The sequence below is a fragment of the Burkholderia sp. IT-111MI5 genome, from assembly GCF_949752865.1.
Classification (GTDB): Bacteria; Pseudomonadota; Gammaproteobacteria; order Burkholderiales; family Burkholderiaceae; genus Burkholderia; species Burkholderia pyrrocinia_C.
In genome coordinates this window covers 1-18178 of the sequence record NZ_CATKIF010000013.1, presented here as the reverse complement: position 1 = coordinate 18178, position 18178 = coordinate 1, and the positions used below count along the sequence as shown (strand labels likewise).

11 protein-coding genes and 4 tRNA genes are annotated in these 18178 nt (G+C 61.7%); all 15 read right to left on the bottom strand.

The genetic code is table 11. From position 1 onward, the window contains the following. Positions 1-106: 106 nt before the first annotated feature. Entirely contained in the window at positions 107-1954 is a 1848-nt protein-coding gene (recQ, locus tag ACM6JT_RS15215; protein ID WP_414856783.1) for a DNA helicase RecQ, read from the bottom strand. Between the two features lie 311 nt (positions 1955-2265). Beyond that, positions 2266-6513, bottom strand: a complete 4248-nt coding sequence (rpoC, locus tag ACM6JT_RS15210; protein ID WP_034183757.1) for a DNA-directed RNA polymerase subunit beta' — start codon at positions 6511-6513, stop codon at positions 2266-2268. Between the two features lie 21 nt (positions 6514-6534). Next, positions 6535-10641, bottom strand: coding sequence for a DNA-directed RNA polymerase subunit beta (gene rpoB / locus ACM6JT_RS15205; protein WP_034183756.1), 4107 nt, complete (start codon positions 10639-10641; stop codon positions 6535-6537). Positions 10642-11018: 377 nt separating this feature from the next. Then, positions 11019-11393, bottom strand: coding sequence for a 50S ribosomal protein L7/L12 (gene rplL / locus ACM6JT_RS15200; RefSeq protein ID WP_034183755.1), 375 nt, complete (start codon positions 11391-11393; stop codon positions 11019-11021). A gap of 63 nt (positions 11394-11456) precedes the next feature. Continuing rightward, positions 11457-11954, bottom strand: a complete 498-nt coding sequence (gene rplJ / locus ACM6JT_RS15195) for a 50S ribosomal protein L10 (RefSeq protein WP_034183754.1) — start codon at positions 11952-11954, stop codon at positions 11457-11459. A 295-nt stretch (positions 11955-12249) separates the two neighbouring features. Further along, positions 12250-12948: a 50S ribosomal protein L1 gene (gene rplA, locus ACM6JT_RS15190; RefSeq protein WP_006482906.1), complete on the bottom strand. Its 699-nt coding sequence runs from the start codon at positions 12946-12948 to the stop codon at positions 12250-12252. Continuing rightward, complete coding sequence (gene rplK, locus ACM6JT_RS15185) at positions 12949-13380, bottom strand: 50S ribosomal protein L11 (RefSeq protein ID WP_006753591.1); 432 nt, start codon at positions 13378-13380, stop codon at positions 12949-12951. It abuts the gene before it with no gap. A 140-nt stretch (positions 13381-13520) separates the two neighbouring features. Then, complete coding sequence (gene nusG / locus ACM6JT_RS15180) at positions 13521-14078, bottom strand: transcription termination/antitermination protein NusG (protein ID WP_006400672.1); 558 nt, start codon at positions 14076-14078, stop codon at positions 13521-13523. Position 14079: 1 nt separating this feature from the next. Beyond that, the gene (gene secE / locus ACM6JT_RS15175) at positions 14080-14460 is read right to left on the bottom strand and encodes a preprotein translocase subunit SecE (RefSeq protein ID WP_034183753.1); all 381 of its coding nucleotides are present in this window, start codon (positions 14458-14460) and stop codon (positions 14080-14082) included. Positions 14461-14503: 43 nt separating this feature from the next. Beyond that, positions 14504-14579 (bottom strand) — tRNA-Trp (locus tag ACM6JT_RS15170). A 59-nt stretch (positions 14580-14638) separates the two neighbouring features. Continuing rightward, positions 14639-15829, bottom strand: a complete 1191-nt coding sequence (gene tuf, locus ACM6JT_RS15165) for an elongation factor Tu (protein ID WP_006482910.1) — start codon at positions 15827-15829, stop codon at positions 14639-14641. Between the two features lie 66 nt (positions 15830-15895). Beyond that, positions 15896-15970, bottom strand: a tRNA-Thr gene (locus tag ACM6JT_RS15160). Positions 15971-15994: 24 nt separating this feature from the next. Further along, positions 15995-16068: transfer RNA gene (locus ACM6JT_RS15155), tRNA-Gly, on the bottom strand. 44 nt (positions 16069-16112) lie between these two features. Further along, positions 16113-16198 (bottom strand) — tRNA-Tyr (locus ACM6JT_RS15150). Positions 16199-17939: 1741 nt separating this feature from the next. Then, on the bottom strand, positions 17940-18178 hold a 239-nt coding region (locus tag ACM6JT_RS15145), incomplete at its 5' end, for a hypothetical protein (RefSeq protein ID WP_414856782.1).

Below are 18178 nucleotides of genomic sequence, written 5' to 3'. Positions count from 1 at the left end.
GAATACCGGAACCAAACATGATATTCCGGAAATACCAACTAAGTCAACGGCTTGCGTGATTCGCCGGCCGGCCGCGCGGTTTACCGGAAGGGTCGGAACACCTGTGTCAGGCCGATTCGACGACGTCGATGATCTCGTCGCCGAAGCGTTCGAGCTTGCGCACGCCCATGCCGGGGATATGGCGCAGGTCGTCGATCGTCTCCGGCGCGTTGCGCGCGATTTCGGCGAGCGTCGCGTCGTGGAAGATCACGTAGGCCGGCACGCCGTCCGTCTTCGCGGTTTCCGCGCGCCACTCGCGCAGTGCATCCCACCGTGCGCGCTCGCGCGTGCCCATGCCGGCCGTCGGATCGACGCGCGTGCCGCTGCGGCTCGACGACTGGCGCGTGCGCTGCGGCTTCACGTAGCGGCGCAGCGTGACCTTCTCCTCGTTCTTCAGCACGGGCTTCGCGGCCTCGGTCAGCATCAGCGCGCCGAAGCCGCCATGATCGACCGCCAGGTAGCCGTACGCGACGAGCTGCCGGAAAATCGCGCGCCACTCGGGCTCGGATAGCGACGCACCGATCCCGAACGTGCTGAGCTGGTCATGCCCGCGCTGCAACACCTTCTCGGTGCGCCCGCCGCGCAGGATTTCGATCAGATGGCTCGAACCGAAGTTGAAGCCGCTCGAACGCTGCGCGCGGAACACGCACGACAGCGCCATCTGCGCCTCGCGCGTCGCGTCCCACGAATCGGGCGGCTCGAGGCACGTGTCGCAGTTGCCGCACGGCTGGCTCGCCTCGCCGAAGTAGTTCAGCAGCCGCACGCGGCGGCACGAGATCGTCTCGCACAGCCCGAGCAGCGCGTCGAGCTTCGACGTCTGCACGCGCTTGTGCGCGTCATCGGCGTCGGACTCGTCGATCATCTTGCGCTGCTGGACGACGTCGCCGAGGCCGTACGCCATCCACGCATTCGCGGGCATCCCGTCGCGGCCCGCGCGACCGGTTTCCTGGTAATAGCCCTCGACGCTCTTCGGCAGATCCAGGTGCGCGACGAAGCGCACGTCGGGCTTGTCGATGCCCATGCCGAACGCGATCGTCGCGCACATCACGATGCCCTCCTCGCGCTGGAACATTTCCTGGTGCTTCTGCCGCACCTCGAACTCCATTCCGGCGTGATACGGCAGCGCGCGCACGCCCTGCGCCTTCAGCCACTCGGCCGTTTCCTCGACCTTGCGGCGCGACAGGCAATAGACGACGCCTGCGTCAGTCGTGCCGTCGGCATTCGTGTGTTCGGCGCGGATGAAGTCGAGCAATTGCGAACGCGCGTTGTCCTTTTCGACGATCCGGTAGCGGATGTTCGGGCGATCGAAGCTCGATATGAACACGCGCGCGTCGTCGAGCGCGAGGCGATGGATGATCTCGTCGCGCGTGATCGCGTCGGCCGTGGCGGTCAGCGCGATGCGGGGTACCGACGGAAACCGCTCGTGCAGCACCGACAACTGAATGTATTCCGGACGGAAATCGTGCCCCCATTGCGACACGCAGTGCGCTTCGTCGATCGCGAACAGGCCGATCTTCGCGCGCTCGAGCAACTCGAGGAAACGCCCCGTCATCAGCCGTTCAGGCGCGACATACAGCAGGTCGATCTCGCCCTCGCGCAGCGCGCGCTCGGTCGCCGCGGCTTCGGCGCCCGACAGCGTCGAATTCAGGTAGGCCGCGCGCACGCCGACTTCGCGCAGCGCGGCGACCTGGTCCTGCATCAGCGCGATCAGCGGCGACACGACGATGCCGGCGCCCTGCCCGGTCTCGCGGCGCAGCAGCGCCGGGATCTGGTAGCACAGCGACTTGCCGCCGCCGGTCGGCATCAGCACGAGGCAATCGCCGCCGCCGGCGACGTGCTCGACGATCTCGCCCTGCTGGCCGCGAAATGCGGAATAACCAAAGACTTCGTCGAGAATTTCGAGGGCGCGGGACATGAGTGAGAACGAGGACGGCGGAAGGATGACCGCAATTTTAACAACCCGCTCACGCTACGCGTGGCGAATCGTGCAACGTTGGTCGATCGGACAGGGTTCGTTCGCGCGCATGACGGGCCTGCGGAGGCCGCGCCGCAAGCGATCGCGATGCCTGCGACAGCACCTGCAGCCATGTGGAGCGCCGCTCGCAGGCAGCCGGTGCCGGCGATGCGCAAGCGCGTCATGCGCGTGAACGACGGATAAAAAAAACCGCCCGGCAAAACCGGGCGGTTTCGATGACAGCGAGGCGAGGCGGCTCGCGCCGCCCGCGCTTATTCGGCTGCCGGGTGCTGTTGCGGCTCTTCCGCAGCAGGCGTGCTCGGCGTGCCGAAATCGAACGCCTCTTCTGCTGCGATCTGGTCGAAACGCTCGCGATCCGACGATTCCTTCGCCTTGCGTGCCTTGTGGAACGCGAGACCCGTACCGGCCGGAATCAGACGGCCGACGATCACGTTTTCCTTCAGGCCGCGCAGATCGTCGCGCTTGCCCATGATCGCCGCTTCGGTCAGCACGCGGGTCGTTTCCTGGAACGATGCCGCGGAGATGAACGAGTCGGTCGACAGCGACGCCTTCGTGATACCGAGCAGCACGTTGTCGTACGAAGCCGGACGCTTGTCCTCGGCGATCATGCGATCGTTCTCGTCCAGCATGTCGGAACGTTCGACCTGTTCGCCCGGGATGAAGCGCGTATCGCCGTTGTCGGTGATCTGCACACGACGCAGCATCTGGCGAACGATCACCTCGATGTGCTTGTCGTTGATCTTCACGCCCTGCAGACGATACACGTCCTGCACTTCGTCGACGATGTAGCGCGACAGCGCCTCGATACCCTGCAGACGCAGGATGTCGTGCGGATCGGCCGGACCGTCCACGATCATTTCGCCCTTGTTGACGACCTGAGCATCGTGGACCAGCACCTGCTTTTCCTTCGCGATCAGGAACTCGTGCTGGTTGCCCTCGAGATCCGTGATGACGAGACGCTGCTTGCCCTTCGTGTCCTTACCGAACGACGTCGTACCGGTGACTTCCGCGAGAATGCCGGCATCCTTCGGCGAACGCGCTTCGAACAGTTCCGCCACCCGCGGCAGACCGCCGGTAATGTCACGCGTCTTCTGCGCTTCGGTCGGGATACGTGCGAGCACTTCACCGACCTGCACCTGCTGGCCATCCTTCACGGTAATCAGTGCGCCGACCTGGAAGCCGATCTGCACTGCGTGTTCCGTGCCCGGAATCTTCACTTCTTCGCCGTTCGCGTCGAGCAGCTTCACCTGCGGACGCACGCTCTTCGAAGCCTGCGAACCGCGACGCTTCACGTCGATCACGACCAGCGTCGACAGGCCGGTCACGTCGTCGATCTGCTTCGCGACCGTCACGCCTTCCTCGACGTTCTCGAACTTCACCGTACCACCGTACTCGGTGATGATCGGACGCGTCAGCGGATCCCACGTGGCGAGCTGCGTGCCTGCCTTGATGGTCGCGCCGTCGAGCTGCAGCAGCGTCGCGCCGTACGGCACTTTGTGACGCTCGCGCTCGCGACCGAAGTCGTCGGTGATCATCGCTTCGCCCGAACGGGAAATGACGATCTGCTCGCCCTTCGCGTTCGTGACGTAGCGCATCGTCGCCGTGAAGCGCACGATACCGTTGCTCTTCGCTTCGACCGACGAGGCCACTGCCGCACGCGATGCCGCACCACCGATGTGGAACGTACGCATCGTCAGCTGCGTGCCCGGTTCACCGATCGACTGTGCCGCGATCACGCCGACTGCTTCGCCGACGTTCACGAGCGAGCCGCGGCCGAGGTCACGGCCGTAGCAGGCCGCGCACAGACCGTAACGCGTTTCGCAGGTCAGCGGCGTGCGCACGCGCACTTCGTCGATGCCGAGGCGTTCGATTTCCTCGACCGCCGTTTCGTCGAGCAGCGTGCCCGATTCGTACAGCGTTTCCTGCGTTTCCGGGTTCACGACGTCCGCGACCGCGACGCGGCCGAGGATACGGTCGCGCAGTGCTTCGACGACTTCACCGCCTTCGACCAGCGCCTTCATCGCGACGCCGTTCGACGTGCCGCAATCGTCTTCCACCACGACCAGATCCTGCGTGACGTCAACCAGACGACGCGTCAGGTAACCCGAGTTCGCGGTCTTCAGTGCCGTATCAGCCAGACCCTTACGTGCACCGTGGGTCGAGATGAAGTACTGCAACACGTTCAGGCCTTCGCGGAAGTTCGCGGTAATCGGCGTCTCGATAATCGAGCCGTCCGGCTTCGCCATCAGGCCACGCATACCGGCCAGCTGACGAATCTGCACCGCCGAACCCCGGGCGCCCGAGTCGGCCATCATGTAGATCGAGTTGAACGACTCCTGGCGCGTCTCGTTGCCGTCGCGGTCCGTCACCGGCTCCGTCGACAGCTGCTCCATCATCGCCTTGCCGACCGCTTCCGACGTCGCCGACCAGATGTCGACCACGTTGTTGTAGCGTTCCTGCGCGGTGACGAGACCCGACATGTACTGGCGGTCGTATTCCTTCACCTTCTTCGCGGCGTCGCCGACGATCGTTTCCTTCTGCGGCGGCACGAGCATGTCGTCCACGCAGATCGAAATGCCGGCGCGCGTCGCGAGACGGAAACCCGACTGCATCAGCTGGTCGGCGAACACCACCGTCGCGCGCAGACCGCACTTGCGGAACGCCGTGTTGATCAGGCGCGAGATTTCCTTCTTCTTCAGCGGCTTGTTCAGCACCGAGAACGGCAGGCCGTGCGGCAGGATCTCCGACAGGATCGCGCGACCGACGGTCGTCGCGTACAGCGAGATCTTCGGCACGAATGCCGGTGCGCCTTCCGACTTGTCTTCGTTGTGGACCATTTCGGTGATCCGCACGTTGACGCGCGATGCCAGCTCGACTTCCTTGTTCTCGTACGCGCGGATCACTTCCGACACGCCCGTGAACGACAGGCCTTCGCCCTTGCCGTTGATCGCTTCGCGGGTCGCGTAGTACAGACCCAGCACGATATCCTGCGACGGCACGATCGACGGATCGCCGTTGGCCGGGAACAGCACGTTGTTCGACGCCAGCATCAGCGTACGCGCTTCCATCTGCGCTTCGAGCGACAGCGGCACGTGGACGGCCATCTGGTCACCGTCGAAGTCGGCGTTGAACGCCGCGCAGACGAGCGGGTGCAGTTGGATCGCCTTGCCTTCGATCAGCACGGGCTCGAACGCCTGGATACCGAGACGGTGCAGCGTCGGCGCACGGTTCAGCATCACCGGGTGCTCGCGGATCACCTCTTCGAGGATGTCCCACACCACCGGCGTCTGGTTCTCGACTTCCTTCTTCGCAGCCTTGATGGTCGTCGCGACGCCCATCACTTCCAGCTTGTTGAAGATGAACGGCTTGAACAGCTCGAGCGCCATCAGCTTCGGCAGACCGCACTGATGCAGCTTCAGCGTCGGGCCGACCACGATGACCGAACGGCCCGAGTAGTCGACGCGCTTGCCCAGCAGGTTCTGACGGAAACGACCGCCCTTGCCCTTGATCATGTCGGCGAGCGACTTCAGCGGACGCTTGTTCGCGCCCGTCATCGCCTTGCCGCGACGACCGTTGTCGAGCAGCGAGTCGACGGCTTCCTGCAGCATCCGCTTTTCGTTGCGGACGATGATTTCAGGTGCCTTCAGCTCGAGCAGACGCTTCAACCGGTTGTTACGGTTGATCACGCGGCGGTACAGGTCGTTCAGGTCCGACGTCGCGAAACGGCCGCCGTCCAGCGGCACGAGCGGACGCAGTTCCGGCGGCAGCACCGGCAGCACTTCGAGGATCATCCACTCGGGCTTGATGCCCGAGCGCTGGAATGCCTCGAGGACCTTCAGGCGCTTCGCGTACTTCTTGATCTTCGCTTCCGAGCCGGTGTTCTTCAGCTCGGTGCGCAGCGTCTCGACTTGCTCGTCGATGTTGATCGCGCGCAGCAGTTCACGCACGCCTTCCGCACCCATCTCGGCACGGAATTCGTCGCCGTATTCCTCGACCTTGTTGTAGTAATCCTCTTCGGTCATGATCTGCCGCGCCTTCAGCGGCGTCATGCCCGGTTCGATCACCACGTACGCTTCGAAGTACAGCACGCGTTCGATGTCGCGCAGCGTCATGTCGAGCACCATGCCCAGACGCGACGGCAGCGACTTCAGGAACCAGATGTGCGCGACCGGCGAGGCCAGTTCGATGTGGCCCATGCGCTCGCGGCGCACCTTCGCCAGCGTCACTTCGACGCCGCACTTCTCGCAGATCACGCCGCGATGCTTCAGACGCTTGTACTTGCCGCACAGGCACTCGTAGTCCTTGATCGGCCCGAAGATCTTCGCGCAGAAGAGACCATCGCGTTCCGGCTTGAACGTACGGTAGTTGATGGTCTCCGGCTTCTTCACTTCGCCGAACGACCACGAACGGATCTTGTCAGGCGAAGCCAGACCGATCTTGATCGCGTCGAAAACTTCTTCCTGTTGGACTTGCTTGAATAGATCGAGCAGAGCTTTCATTGCTTTCTCTCCGTAGTCCGATTAATTGCGGTCGAGATCGATATCGATACCGAGCGAGCGGATTTCCTTCACGAGCACGTTGAAGGATTCCGGCATGCCTGCATCGATCACGTGATCGCCCTTGACCAGGTTTTCGTACACCTTCGTCCGGCCGGTCACGTCGTCCGACTTCACCGTCAGCATTTCCTGCAGCACGTAGGACGCGCCGTACGCTTCGAGTGCCCACACTTCCATTTCACCGAAACGCTGGCCACCGAACTGCGCCTTACCACCCAGCGGCTGCTGCGTGACGAGCGAGTACGGACCGGTCGAACGCGCGTGCATCTTGTCGTCGACCAAGTGGTGCAGCTTCAGGTAGTGCATGTAGCCAAGCGTCACGCGACGTTCGAACATTTCACCCGTGCGGCCATCGTACAGACGGACCTGGTTCTTCGACGGGTTCATGCCGAGCTGTTCCGCGATGTCGTCCGGGAACGCGAGATCGAGCATCTTGCCCATTTCTTCCTCGGTCGCACCGTCGAACACCGGCGTTGCAAACGGCACGCCTTCGCGCAGGTTCTTCGCGAGTTCGAGGATCTCGTCGTCGGTGAAGCTTTCCAGATCTTCCTGGCGGCCCGACTCGTTGTAGATCTTCGTCAGGAACACGCGCAGTTCCTCGATCTTCGCCTGACGCTGCAGCATTTCGCCGATACGCCAGCCGAGGCCCTTCGCAGCCCAGCCGAGGTGCACTTCCAGAACCTGACCCACGTTCATCCGCGACGGCACGCCGAGCGGGTTCAGCACGACGTCTGCCGGACGGCCGTCGGCCATGTACGGCATGTCTTCGATCGGGACGATCTTCGACACGACACCCTTGTTACCGTGACGGCCTGCCATCTTGTCGCCAGGCTGCAGACGGCGCTTCACCGCGAGGTACACCTTGACCATCTTCAGCACGCCCGGCGGCAGTTCGTCGCCTTGCGTGAGCTTCTTGCGCTTCTCTTCGAACGCGAGGTCGAACTGGTGACGCTTTTCCTCGATCGAGTTCTTGATCGCTTCGAGCTGCGCCGCTGCTTCGTCGTCCGCCAGGCGGATGTCGAACCAGTGGTAGTGGTCGAGGTCTTCCAGGTAAGCCTGGTCGATCTTCGTGCCCTTCGCGAGCTTCTTCGGACCGCCGTTCGCGACCTTGCCCACGAGCATGCGCGCGAGACGCTGGAACGCGTCGCCTTCCACGATGCGGAGCTGGTCGTTCAGGTCGAGACGGTAGCGCTTCAGTTCGTCGTCGATGATCTGTTGCGCACGCTTGTCGCGCTGGATGCCTTCACGCGTGAACACCTGGACGTCGATCACGGTACCGCTCATGCCCGACGGCACGCGCAGCGACGTGTCCTTCACGTCCGAGGCCTTCTCGCCGAAGATCGCGCGCAGCAGCTTCTCTTCCGGCGTCAGCTGGGTCTCGCCCTTCGGCGTGACCTTGCCGACCAGCACGTCGCCCGCTTCGACTTCAGCACCGATGTACACGATGCCCGATTCGTCGAGACGGCCGAGCTGGACTTCCGCCAGGTTCGAGATGTCGCGCGTGATTTCTTCCGGCCCGAGCTTCGTGTCGCGTGCAACGACGTTCAGCTCTTCGATGTGGATCGACGTGTAGCGATCGTCGGCCACGACCTTCTCCGAGATCAGGATCGAATCTTCGAAGTTGTAGCCGTTCCACGGCATGAACGCGATCAGCATGTTCTGGCCGAGCGCGAGCTCGCCCAGGTCCGTCGAGGCGCCGTCGGCCAGCACGTCGCCGCGCGAGACCTTGTCGCCCATCTTCACGATCGGACGCTGGTTGATGTTCGTGTTCTGGTTCGAACGCGTGTACTTGATCAGGTTGTAGATGTCGACACCGACTTCACCCGCGACCGCTTCTTCGTCGTTCACGCGAATCACGATACGGCCAGCATCGACATAGTCGACGACGCCGCCACGGAACGCCTGAACCGTCGTGCCCGAGTCGACCGCGCAGGTGCGCTCGATGCCCGTACCGACGACCGGCTTTTCCGGACGCAGACACGGCACGGCCTGACGCTGCATGTTCGAGCCCATCAGTGCACGGTTCGCATCGTCGTGCTCGAGGAACGGGATCAGCGAGGCTGCGACCGACACGATCTGCGACGGTGCAACGTCCATGTACTGGATACGGTCCGGCGTGACCATCATCGTTTCGCCGGCTTCACGCGACGACACGAGTTCGTCGATCAGCGTGCCGTTCTCGTCGATCGCGGCGTTCGCCTGCGCGATCATGTAGCGGCCTTCCTCGATCGCCGACAGGTAGTCGATCTGGTCGGTCACCTTGCTGTCCACGACCTTGCGGTACGGCGTCTCGAGGAAGCCGTACTCGTTCAGGTGCGCGTACAGTGCGAGCGAGTTGATCAGGCCGATGTTCGGACCTTCCGGCGTTTCGATCGGGCACACGCGGCCGTAGTGGGTCGGGTGCACGTCGCGGACTTCGAAGCCTGCACGCTCGCGCGTCAGACCGCCCGGGCCCAGTGCGGAAACACGGCGCTTGTGCGTGATTTCCGACAGCGGGTTGGTCTGGTCCATGAACTGCGAAAGCTGCGACGAACCGAAGAACTCGCGAATTGCCGACGAAATCGGCTTCGAGTTGATCAGGTCGTGCGGCATCAGGTTTTCGCTTTCGGCCTGGCCGAGGCGTTCCTTGACCGCGCGCTCGACACGCACGAGACCGGCGCGGAACTGGTTTTCCGCCAGTTCGCCGACGCAACGCACGCGGCGGTTGCCGAGGTGGTCGATGTCGTCCACTTCGCCCTTGCCGTTGCGAAGCTCGACGAGGATCTTGATCGTCGCGAGGATGTCGTCGTCCTGCAGCGTCATCGGGCCGGTGATCTCGTCACGGCTGACGCGGCGGTTGAACTTCATGCGGCCGACCTTCGACAGGTCGTACGCTTCTTCGCTGTAGAACAGACGGTTGAACAGTGCCTCGACCGCTTCTTCGGTCGGCGGCTCGCCCGGACGCATCATGCGGTAGATCGCGATGCGCGCGGCCGTCCTGTCGGTCGTTTCGTCGACACGCAGCGTCGACGAGATGTACGGACCCTGGTCCAGATCGTTCGTGTAGAGCGTCTGGATGTCCTTGATGCCCGCTTCGCGCAGCTTCTCGAGCACGCTTTCCGTGACTTCGTCGTTCGCGCTCGCGATCACTTCGCCGGTATCGCCGTCGACGACGTTCTTCGCCAGCACGCGGCCGAGCAGATAGTCTTCCGGCACCGAGATGAACTTGGTCTTCGCGGCTTCGAGGTCGCGAATGTGCTTCGCGTTGATCCGCTTGTCCTTCTGGACGATGACCTTGCCATCGCGATCCGTGATGTCGAAACGCGCGACTTCACCACGCAGGCGCTCGGGCACGAACTCGAGTTGCGCGCCTTCGTCCATCAGCGTGAAGTTGTCGAACACGAAGAAGTTCGCGAGGATCTGTTCCGGCGTCAGGCCGATGGCCTTCAGCAGGATCGTGACCGGCATCTTGCGGCGGCGGTCGACGCGGAAGTACAGGATGTCCTTCGGATCGAATTCGAAGTCGAGCCACGAGCCGCGGTACGGAATGATCCGTGCCGAGAACAGCAGCTTGCCCGAGCTGTGCGTCTTGCCCTTGTCGTGTTCGAAGAACACGCCCGGCGAACGGTGCAGCTGCGAGACGATGACACGCTCGGTGCCGTTGATGACGAACGAGCCCGTCGGCGTCATGAGCGGAAGTTCGCCCATGTACACTTCCTGCTCCTTCACTTCCTTGACGACCGGCTTGTTCGGCGATTCCTTGTCGAGGATGACGAGGCGGACCTTCGCGCGCAGCGCGGAGCAGTACGTCAGGCCGCGCTGCTGGCATTCCTTGATGTTGAATGCCGGCGCGGACAGCGCATAGCTCACGAACTCGAGGCGCGCGAAGCCGTTGTGCGAAACAATGGGAAATACCGATGTGAACGCGGCCTGCAAACCTTCAGGCTTGCGTTGCGTCGCGAGCACATCGGCTTGCAGAAACGTGCTGAATGATTCAAGCTGGGTAGCCAGCAAGAAAGGAACTTGGTGAACGATGGGGCGCTTCGCGAAACTCTTGCGAATGCGCTTCTTCTCGGTGAAGGAATATTGCATACGATCTCCGAATCACGGCGGGTGCTATCGAGGCGGAATACCTGGACGTTTCAAACCCGAGTGTTCACCGACTGAGACCCGATGGCCGTCCGACGGCTTGAACGAGCCGAGAAGCTTGGTGGTTGGCCGCTACCAACCGCTGGCTGACGGCAGCGGATGCCTGTGTTGCCCGCTACCCGACCAAACTTGCCTTCTGCAGTCGCTTCAGAAGACAAAGAGAACCGCCAATCGTGACCAATGACAACGATCAGGCGGTTTTCTTTGGCCTCTGGGGCCGATTATTCGTGCTCCCGAATGAGTGCCAGAATAACGTCCCCACAAAGCACAAAAAGGCCGGCGGTGAAAATACCGCCAGCCTTCGCACAGCGCGTCGAAACTTACTTGATTTCGACCTTCGCGCCCGCGTCTTCCAGCTTCTTCTTGGCTTCTTCCGATGCAGCCTTGTCGACGCCTTCCTTGACAGCCTTCGGTGCGCCGTCAACCAGGTCCTTCGCTTCCTTCAGGCCCAGGCCCGTCAGTTCGCGAACTGCCTTGATGACTGCAACCTTGTTGCCGCCTGCTTCAGCCAGAACGACCGTGAACTCGGTCTTCTCTTCAGCAGCGGCAGCAGCGCCGCCGCCTGCCGGGCCAGCGACTGCCACTGCAGCTGCCGACACGCCAAACTTCTCTTCGAACGCCTTGACCAGTTCGTTCAGTTCCAGAACGGTCATCCCTTCGACTGCTGCCAGGATGTCTTCTTTTGCGATTGCCATTTGAAATACTCCTAAATTGAATTCGGATACAGCCAGCGATCAATGACGCTGATGCACGTTCGATTACGCAGCTTCCGCTTGCTTCTTCTCGGCCAGCGCGGCCAGAGCACGCGCGAAGCCCGAAACAGGCGATTGCATAACGAACAGCAGCTTCGAGAGCAGTTCTTCGCGGCTCGGGATGCTTGCCAGCGCTTGCACGCCAGCCTTGTCCATCACCTTGCCATCGAACGAACCAGCCTTGATGACCAACTTGTCATTGCTCTTGCTGAAGTCGTTGACGACCTTAGCAGCAGCAATTGCATCTTCCGAGATGCCGTAGATCAGCGGACCAGTCATCTGCTCTGCCAGCGGAGCAAACGGCGTACCTTCGACAGCGCGACGCGCCAGCGTGTTCTTCAACACGCGCAGGTAAACCTTTTGCTCACGCGCTTGCGCGCGCAGCTTGGTCAGATCGCCAACCGCAATTCCACGATACTCAGCCAGCACAACGGTCTGGGCCTTCGCGACTTGCGCGGAAACCTCAGCTACGACGGCTTGCTTGTCTTCTCTATTAAGCGGCACGGTTAGCCTCCAGAAACGATACGTTCGGCACGAAACCTCACGTACCTCGTTCAACAACGGCGTCCGACCTCGTTAGGAGTATTTCCACCTCACGCCGCGAATCGCTTCACGGCCTGCGGCTTCACCACTGCAAAACTTTTTCGGGTTCGCCATCTGCGTTGGCTTGAATTAAGGGATCGCCTGCCTGCTGCGCCCCACCAACGGTCTTTGATAACCGGTTGCCCGCCTTGCTGCACGAACAACCGCCCAAAGCCCATGAAGGCCGCTTCGCAAGCGAAGCGGCCTGAATACTTGCTTACTGTGCTGCCAGCGTAGCCTGGTCGACACGCACGCCGACGCCCATCGTGCTCGACAGTGCGATCTTGCGCAGGTACACGCCCTTGCTCGTTGCCGGCTTTGCCTTCTGCAGCGCTTCGATCAGCGCCGACAGGTTCGAACGCAGCGCGGTCGGCTCGAACGATGCACGGCCGATGGTCGCGTGGATGATACCGGCCTTGTCGACACGGAATTGCACCTGACCAGCCTTCGCGTTCTTGACGGCGGTTGCGACGTCCGGCGTGACCGTACCGACCTTCGGGTTCGGCATCAGGCCGCGCGGGCCAAGGATCTGGCCGAGCGTACCGACGATACGCATCGTGTCCGGCGAAGCGATCACGATGTCGAAGTCCATCTGGCCAGCCTTGATCTGCTCAGCCAGGTCTTCCATACCGACGATTTCCGCGCCTGCTGCACGAGCCTGCTCGGCCTTTTCGCCTTGCGCGAACACGGCAACGCGAACCGACTTGCCCGTACCGGCCGGCAGAACGACCGAACCACGAACGACCTGGTCCGACTTCTTTGCATCGATGCCGAGCTGGACTGCGACGTCGATCGACTCGTCGAACTTCGCGCTCGCGCATTCCTTCACGAGGCTCAGTGCGTCTTCGATCGCGTACAGCTTCTGACGATCAACCTTGGCGGCAAATGCCTGACGGCGCTTGGAGATCTTAGCCATTTACACGCCCTCCACAGTGATGCCCATCGAGCGTGCGCTACCAGCGATGGTGCGAACGGCTGCGTCCAGATCAGCTGCCGTAAGGTCCGGCATCTTGGTCTTCGCGATTTCTTCGGCTTGAGCGCGCGTGATCGAACCGACCTTGTCGGTGTGCGGCTTGCTCGAGCCCTTGTCCACCTTCGCCGCCTTCTTGATCAGGACGGTCGCCGGCGGCGTCTTCATCACGAACGTGAAGCTCTTGTCAGCGAATGCCGTGATGACCACCGGCACCGGCAGACCCGGCTCCATGCCTTGAGTCTGCGCGTTGAACGCCTTGCAGAACTCCATGATGTTCAGGCCGCGCTGGCCCAGTGCCGGACCGACCGGCGGCGACGGATTGGCTTTACCTGCAGGGATCTGCAGCTTGATAAAGCCGACAATCTTCTTTGCCATTTGAAAACCTCGTTGGAACGCCTGGCGGCGTTCGGTGAGTGATAACGCGCTTTCGCCGCTGGCTACTGACGCTCCTCAACGGCCGTAACGCGGGCCGTAAGCGCGAAGGTGGGCAGCCGAGGCTGCCCACCGAATCGGGATCAAACTTTTTCGACCTGGCCGAACTCGAGTTCGACCGGGGTTGAGCGGCCAAAGATGGTGACCGACACACGCACGCGCGATTTTTCGTAGTTGACTTCTTCGACGGTGCCGTTGAAGTCCGTGAAGGGGCCTTCCTTGACACGCACCATCTCGCCAACTTCGAACAGGGTCTTCGGGCGCGGCTTTTCGACGCCCTCCTGCATCTGCGACATGATCTTCTCGACTTCCTTCGGGGAAATCGGGGTCGGGCGGTTACGCGCACCGCCGACGAAGCCGGTGACCTTCGCGGTGTTCTTCACGAGGTGCCACGTTTCGTCCGTCATTTCCATTTCCACCAGCACGTAGCCGGGGAAGAAACGACGCTCGGTCACAGCCTTGTGGCCGCCTTTGACTTCGACCACTTCTTCGGTCGGAACCAGGATCTGACCGAATTTGTCCTGCATGCCAGCACGTTCGATGCGCTCCTGAAGCGCACGTTGCACGCTCTTCTCCATACCGGAGTAGGCGTGCACGACGTACCAACGTTTTCCGCTCGGGGATGCCGGAGTATCGCTCATATCATTTCCAACCCAGAATCGCCGAGAAAATTACCCACTCGATCGATTTGTCACTCAACCAGAGGAAAATCGCCATCACGAGCACGAAACCGAACACGACGAGTGTTGTTTGCGTTGCTTCCTTGCGGGTGGGCCAAACGACCTTCCGGACTTCCTTGTACGAATCCTTGGCAAACGCGATGAGGCTCTTGCCAGGTGCGGACATCAGCCCGACGGCCACGCCAGCGATGATACCTACCGCCAACGCGGCACCGCGGACATACCACTGCTGATTGGCCAGCCAGAAGAAGCCCACGAATCCGGCCAACACCAGCAATACGCCCAGGGCCAGCACTAGCTTATCGCCGGAGGTATTTACAGTTTCGACGGATGGATTCGCCATAACACCTTAAAACAAATGCCACGTAGGACACGTGGCTATTTTTTGGCAGGGGCAGAGGGAATCGAACCCCCAACCTTCGGTTTTGGAGACCGACGCTCTGCCAGTTGAGCTATACCCCTAAACCATGCTGGGGCCGGCTATTGCCAGCCCCAAAACTGTCGATCAACGAATAACTGGCTTACTCGATGATCTTGGCGACGACGCCGGCGCCGACGGTACGGCCGCCTTCGCGGATTGCGAAGCGCAGACCTTCTTCCATCGCGATCGGAGCGATCAGCTTCACCGTGATCGACACGTTGTCGCCCGGCATCACCATTTCCTTGTCCTTCGGCAGCTCGATCGAGCCCGTCACGTCCGTCGTACGGAAGTAGAACTGCGGACGGTAGTTGTTGAAGAACGGCGTGTGACGGCCGCCTTCGTCCTTGCTCAGCACGTACACTTCAGCCGTGAAGTGCGTGTGCGGCGTGATCGAACCCGGCTTCGCCAGAACCTGGCCACGCTCCACGTCTTCACGCTTCGTGCCGCGCAGCAGGATACCAACGTTGTCGCCTGCCTGACCTTGGTCCAGCAGCTTGCGGAACATTTCAACGCCCGTGCAGGTCGTCTTCACCGTCGGCTTGATACCGACGATTTCGATTTCTTCGCCGACCTTCACGATGCCGCGCTCGACACGACCCGTCACCACCGTACCACGGCCCGAGATCGAGAACACGTCTTCCACCGGCATCAGGAACGCGCCGTCAACTGCACGCTCCGGCGTCGGGATGTACGTGTCCAGCGCGTCGGCCAGGCTCATGATCGCCACTTCACCCAGCTCGCCCGTGTCGCCTTCCAGCGCCAGCTTCGCCGAACCCTTCACGATCGGCGTGTCGTCGCCCGGGAAGTCGTACTTCGACAGGAGTTCGCGAACTTCCATCTCGACCAGCTCGAGCAGTTCAGCGTCGTCCACCATGTCGCACTTGTTCAGGAACACGATGATGTACGGAACGCCAACCTGACGCGCCAGCAGGATGTGCTCACGCGTTTGCGGCATCGGGCCGTCTGCTGCCGAGCAAACCAGGATCGCGCCGTCCATCTGTGCCGCGCCCGTGATCATGTTCTTCACATAGTCAGCGTGGCCCGGGCAGTCGACGTGTGCGTAGTGGCGGTTAGCCGTTTCGTACTCGACGTGTGCCGTGTTGATCGTGATGCCGCGCGCCTTTTCTTCCGGTGCCGCGTCGATCTGGTCGTATGCCTTCGCTTCGCCGCCGAACTTCTTCGTCAGAACCGTCGTGATCGCTGCCGTCAGCGTCGTCTTGCCGTGGTCAACGTGACCAATCGTACCAACGTTCACGTGCGGCTTGGTCCGCTCAAACTTTTCCTTGGCCATTTTCAACTCCCAAAAGGAATTTCACAGGTTGCGCCGCGCGCAAACAAGACACTGACTTTTTGCTACTGGTGCCCATGGGCAGGATCGAACTGCCGACCTCTCCCTTACCAAGGGAGTGCTCTACCACTGAGCCACATGGGCGCTTTACGCTTCAACTTCGCGGTCTGGAGCGGGTGAAGGGAATCGAACCCTCGTCGTAAGCTTGGAAGGCTTCTGCTCTACCATTGAGCTACACCCGCACGGGCTACTAACGATTCCCTACCGCTCAACTACGCTGATATCTTGGTGGAGGAGGTTGGATTCGAACCAACGTAGGCGTAAGCCAACAGATTTACAGTCTGCCCCCTTTAGCCACTCGGGCACCCCTCCGTAGAGAACTGACGATTATGGGGGTGCATCGCACTCTTGTCAAGCACATCAGGAAGATTATTTTCAACCCTCTTCCCGACACTTGCGCTACCACCGATCCTCCGCCCTTGCCCGGCTAAGGCAAGCACGAGATATTGCCGATCGGCGCCACATCTTCGTCAGACTCCGCCTTCAGCGCCGATCTGCATCTGCGCTAAAAACGAAAGACCGCCATCATACGACCTCTCGCGCACAATGCCAAGCGGGTAGACGCAAAATTTCCGCAAATTTCGTGCCGGGCAGCTTCGATGATCCCCGCTCAGTGTTCGTGAGGGCCTTTAGCCTCTCTATCGATGGAAAACAGAGGCTTCGTATCCGGTACTGCAGGCTGCCTGTTCGCAACCTGCAGGCGGTACGCACAACAGGACCCTCGCGCGTTTTCGGTAGTTGCATCTGAGACCAGGCGCGGGCTTCCGGCACGGAATCGTGGCCCCTCCCCCCTGTCTTAGCCGGCTTCACCGGAAGGCGCGATGCATGCCGAGTCGCCTGCCCGTTCCCGGTACGAATCCTGATACGCCGCCTCGCTCTTGTGATGGTCGTCATGTGCCTCCGGTCCAGCAGATGCCTGATGTCACTCGAGCACGATCGTGAAGATCCGCCAACAGGCATTGGCCGACCAGCCACGCCTCGGGGACGCCCGAAGGAGGCCGCCGCACTTGCCGCCTATGAGCGGCTGAAACCTGTCCTCGACGCTGGCGCCGGCCACCTTGGCTCGACGGGCGTCGCTGGCGCGCGCGACGAGCCTGGATGCGACCGCATATTCGTGGCTGCTCGATGATGTATCGGTGTACCTCGTCGCAGTAGGCTCCGGAAATGACGCGCGACAAGATCAGTCCGACCACGGCCAGCCTCGACGTGCTGCGGCCGCTGCTTGGCAACGATATGCACCCCACGCACCCGATTGCCTCGCGCCGCGGCGGCGCCGTCGCGGCGGACGCTCAGCAATGCAGCATTGCTCCAGCCGATCCGTCGCGCAAACCAGCCAACAGCAGCAACTTGTCGGCCTGTCGCAACGAATCCGCGGGCGTTCACACGGCATCCCGCCCGTCCGTGCCATGCCCGCCTCGCTCAACTGAACGCGGATGTCTGCGCTGGCTTCGGCGCAGGAGCTTTCGCCGCGCCTCATACATCCGAGGACGCCGGAAAGCTGACCTGCGACGCGCAGTTGTCGACGTCCGTCACTTGCTGCCCGGCGATGCTCGTGCCGATTCTGGATCAAGATCGGAATACGACCCACCGGTTTCCGCCGGCCGAACACTTCGCGCTCGGCGATCGAAGTACTACATGCACGGTACGATCAACCACCGTAGATATCGGTGGCGCGCACTTCACGCTAACGGGAGAAGGTCGGGGCTGCCTCGGCGGTACCGTCTATTCGCTCGCCGAGGAGATCTACGTGTTGCAAGACAGCCGACCAGTGCCGGTCAAGAGCAACCGTGTGGGTTTCTAAGGACGGCCACCTCACGAGCCCGCGGGTGTTGCTGCCTGACGCTGCCTGACTTCTTGCAGCCTGCCGCCCGGCCACATACCTCCACTGCGCCCAAGGAAGCAACTTTGCAGAAAAATCAGTGATTTTGAATACGAAATAACGCCCGATAGCGACTTGACGCTATACAACCGCGCGGCTTTACGTGGCGCTGGTTGTTCACAACTTGCAGCAAAAACACTCCGAAAATCTGGCGTGCGACAGTTGATGTTTGGCTCATGCGAATGGCGCAAGTCGATCAGTGATCGCTGGATGATTCTTCATGTTGACCGCTGCGGGCAATCGATACGGCGATTGGAGACACAAGCGGCACCCTGAAACCGTTGAACGACAATTGTGATTTTGGCCGAGGATGCGCCCAAGATGCCGGCGATCACGATTTGCCAGCCGCCTGATCAGCCAGGGTGCAGAATTAATCGCCGTCGCGGCGAGCAGCAGATGGGGTGATGATGGGT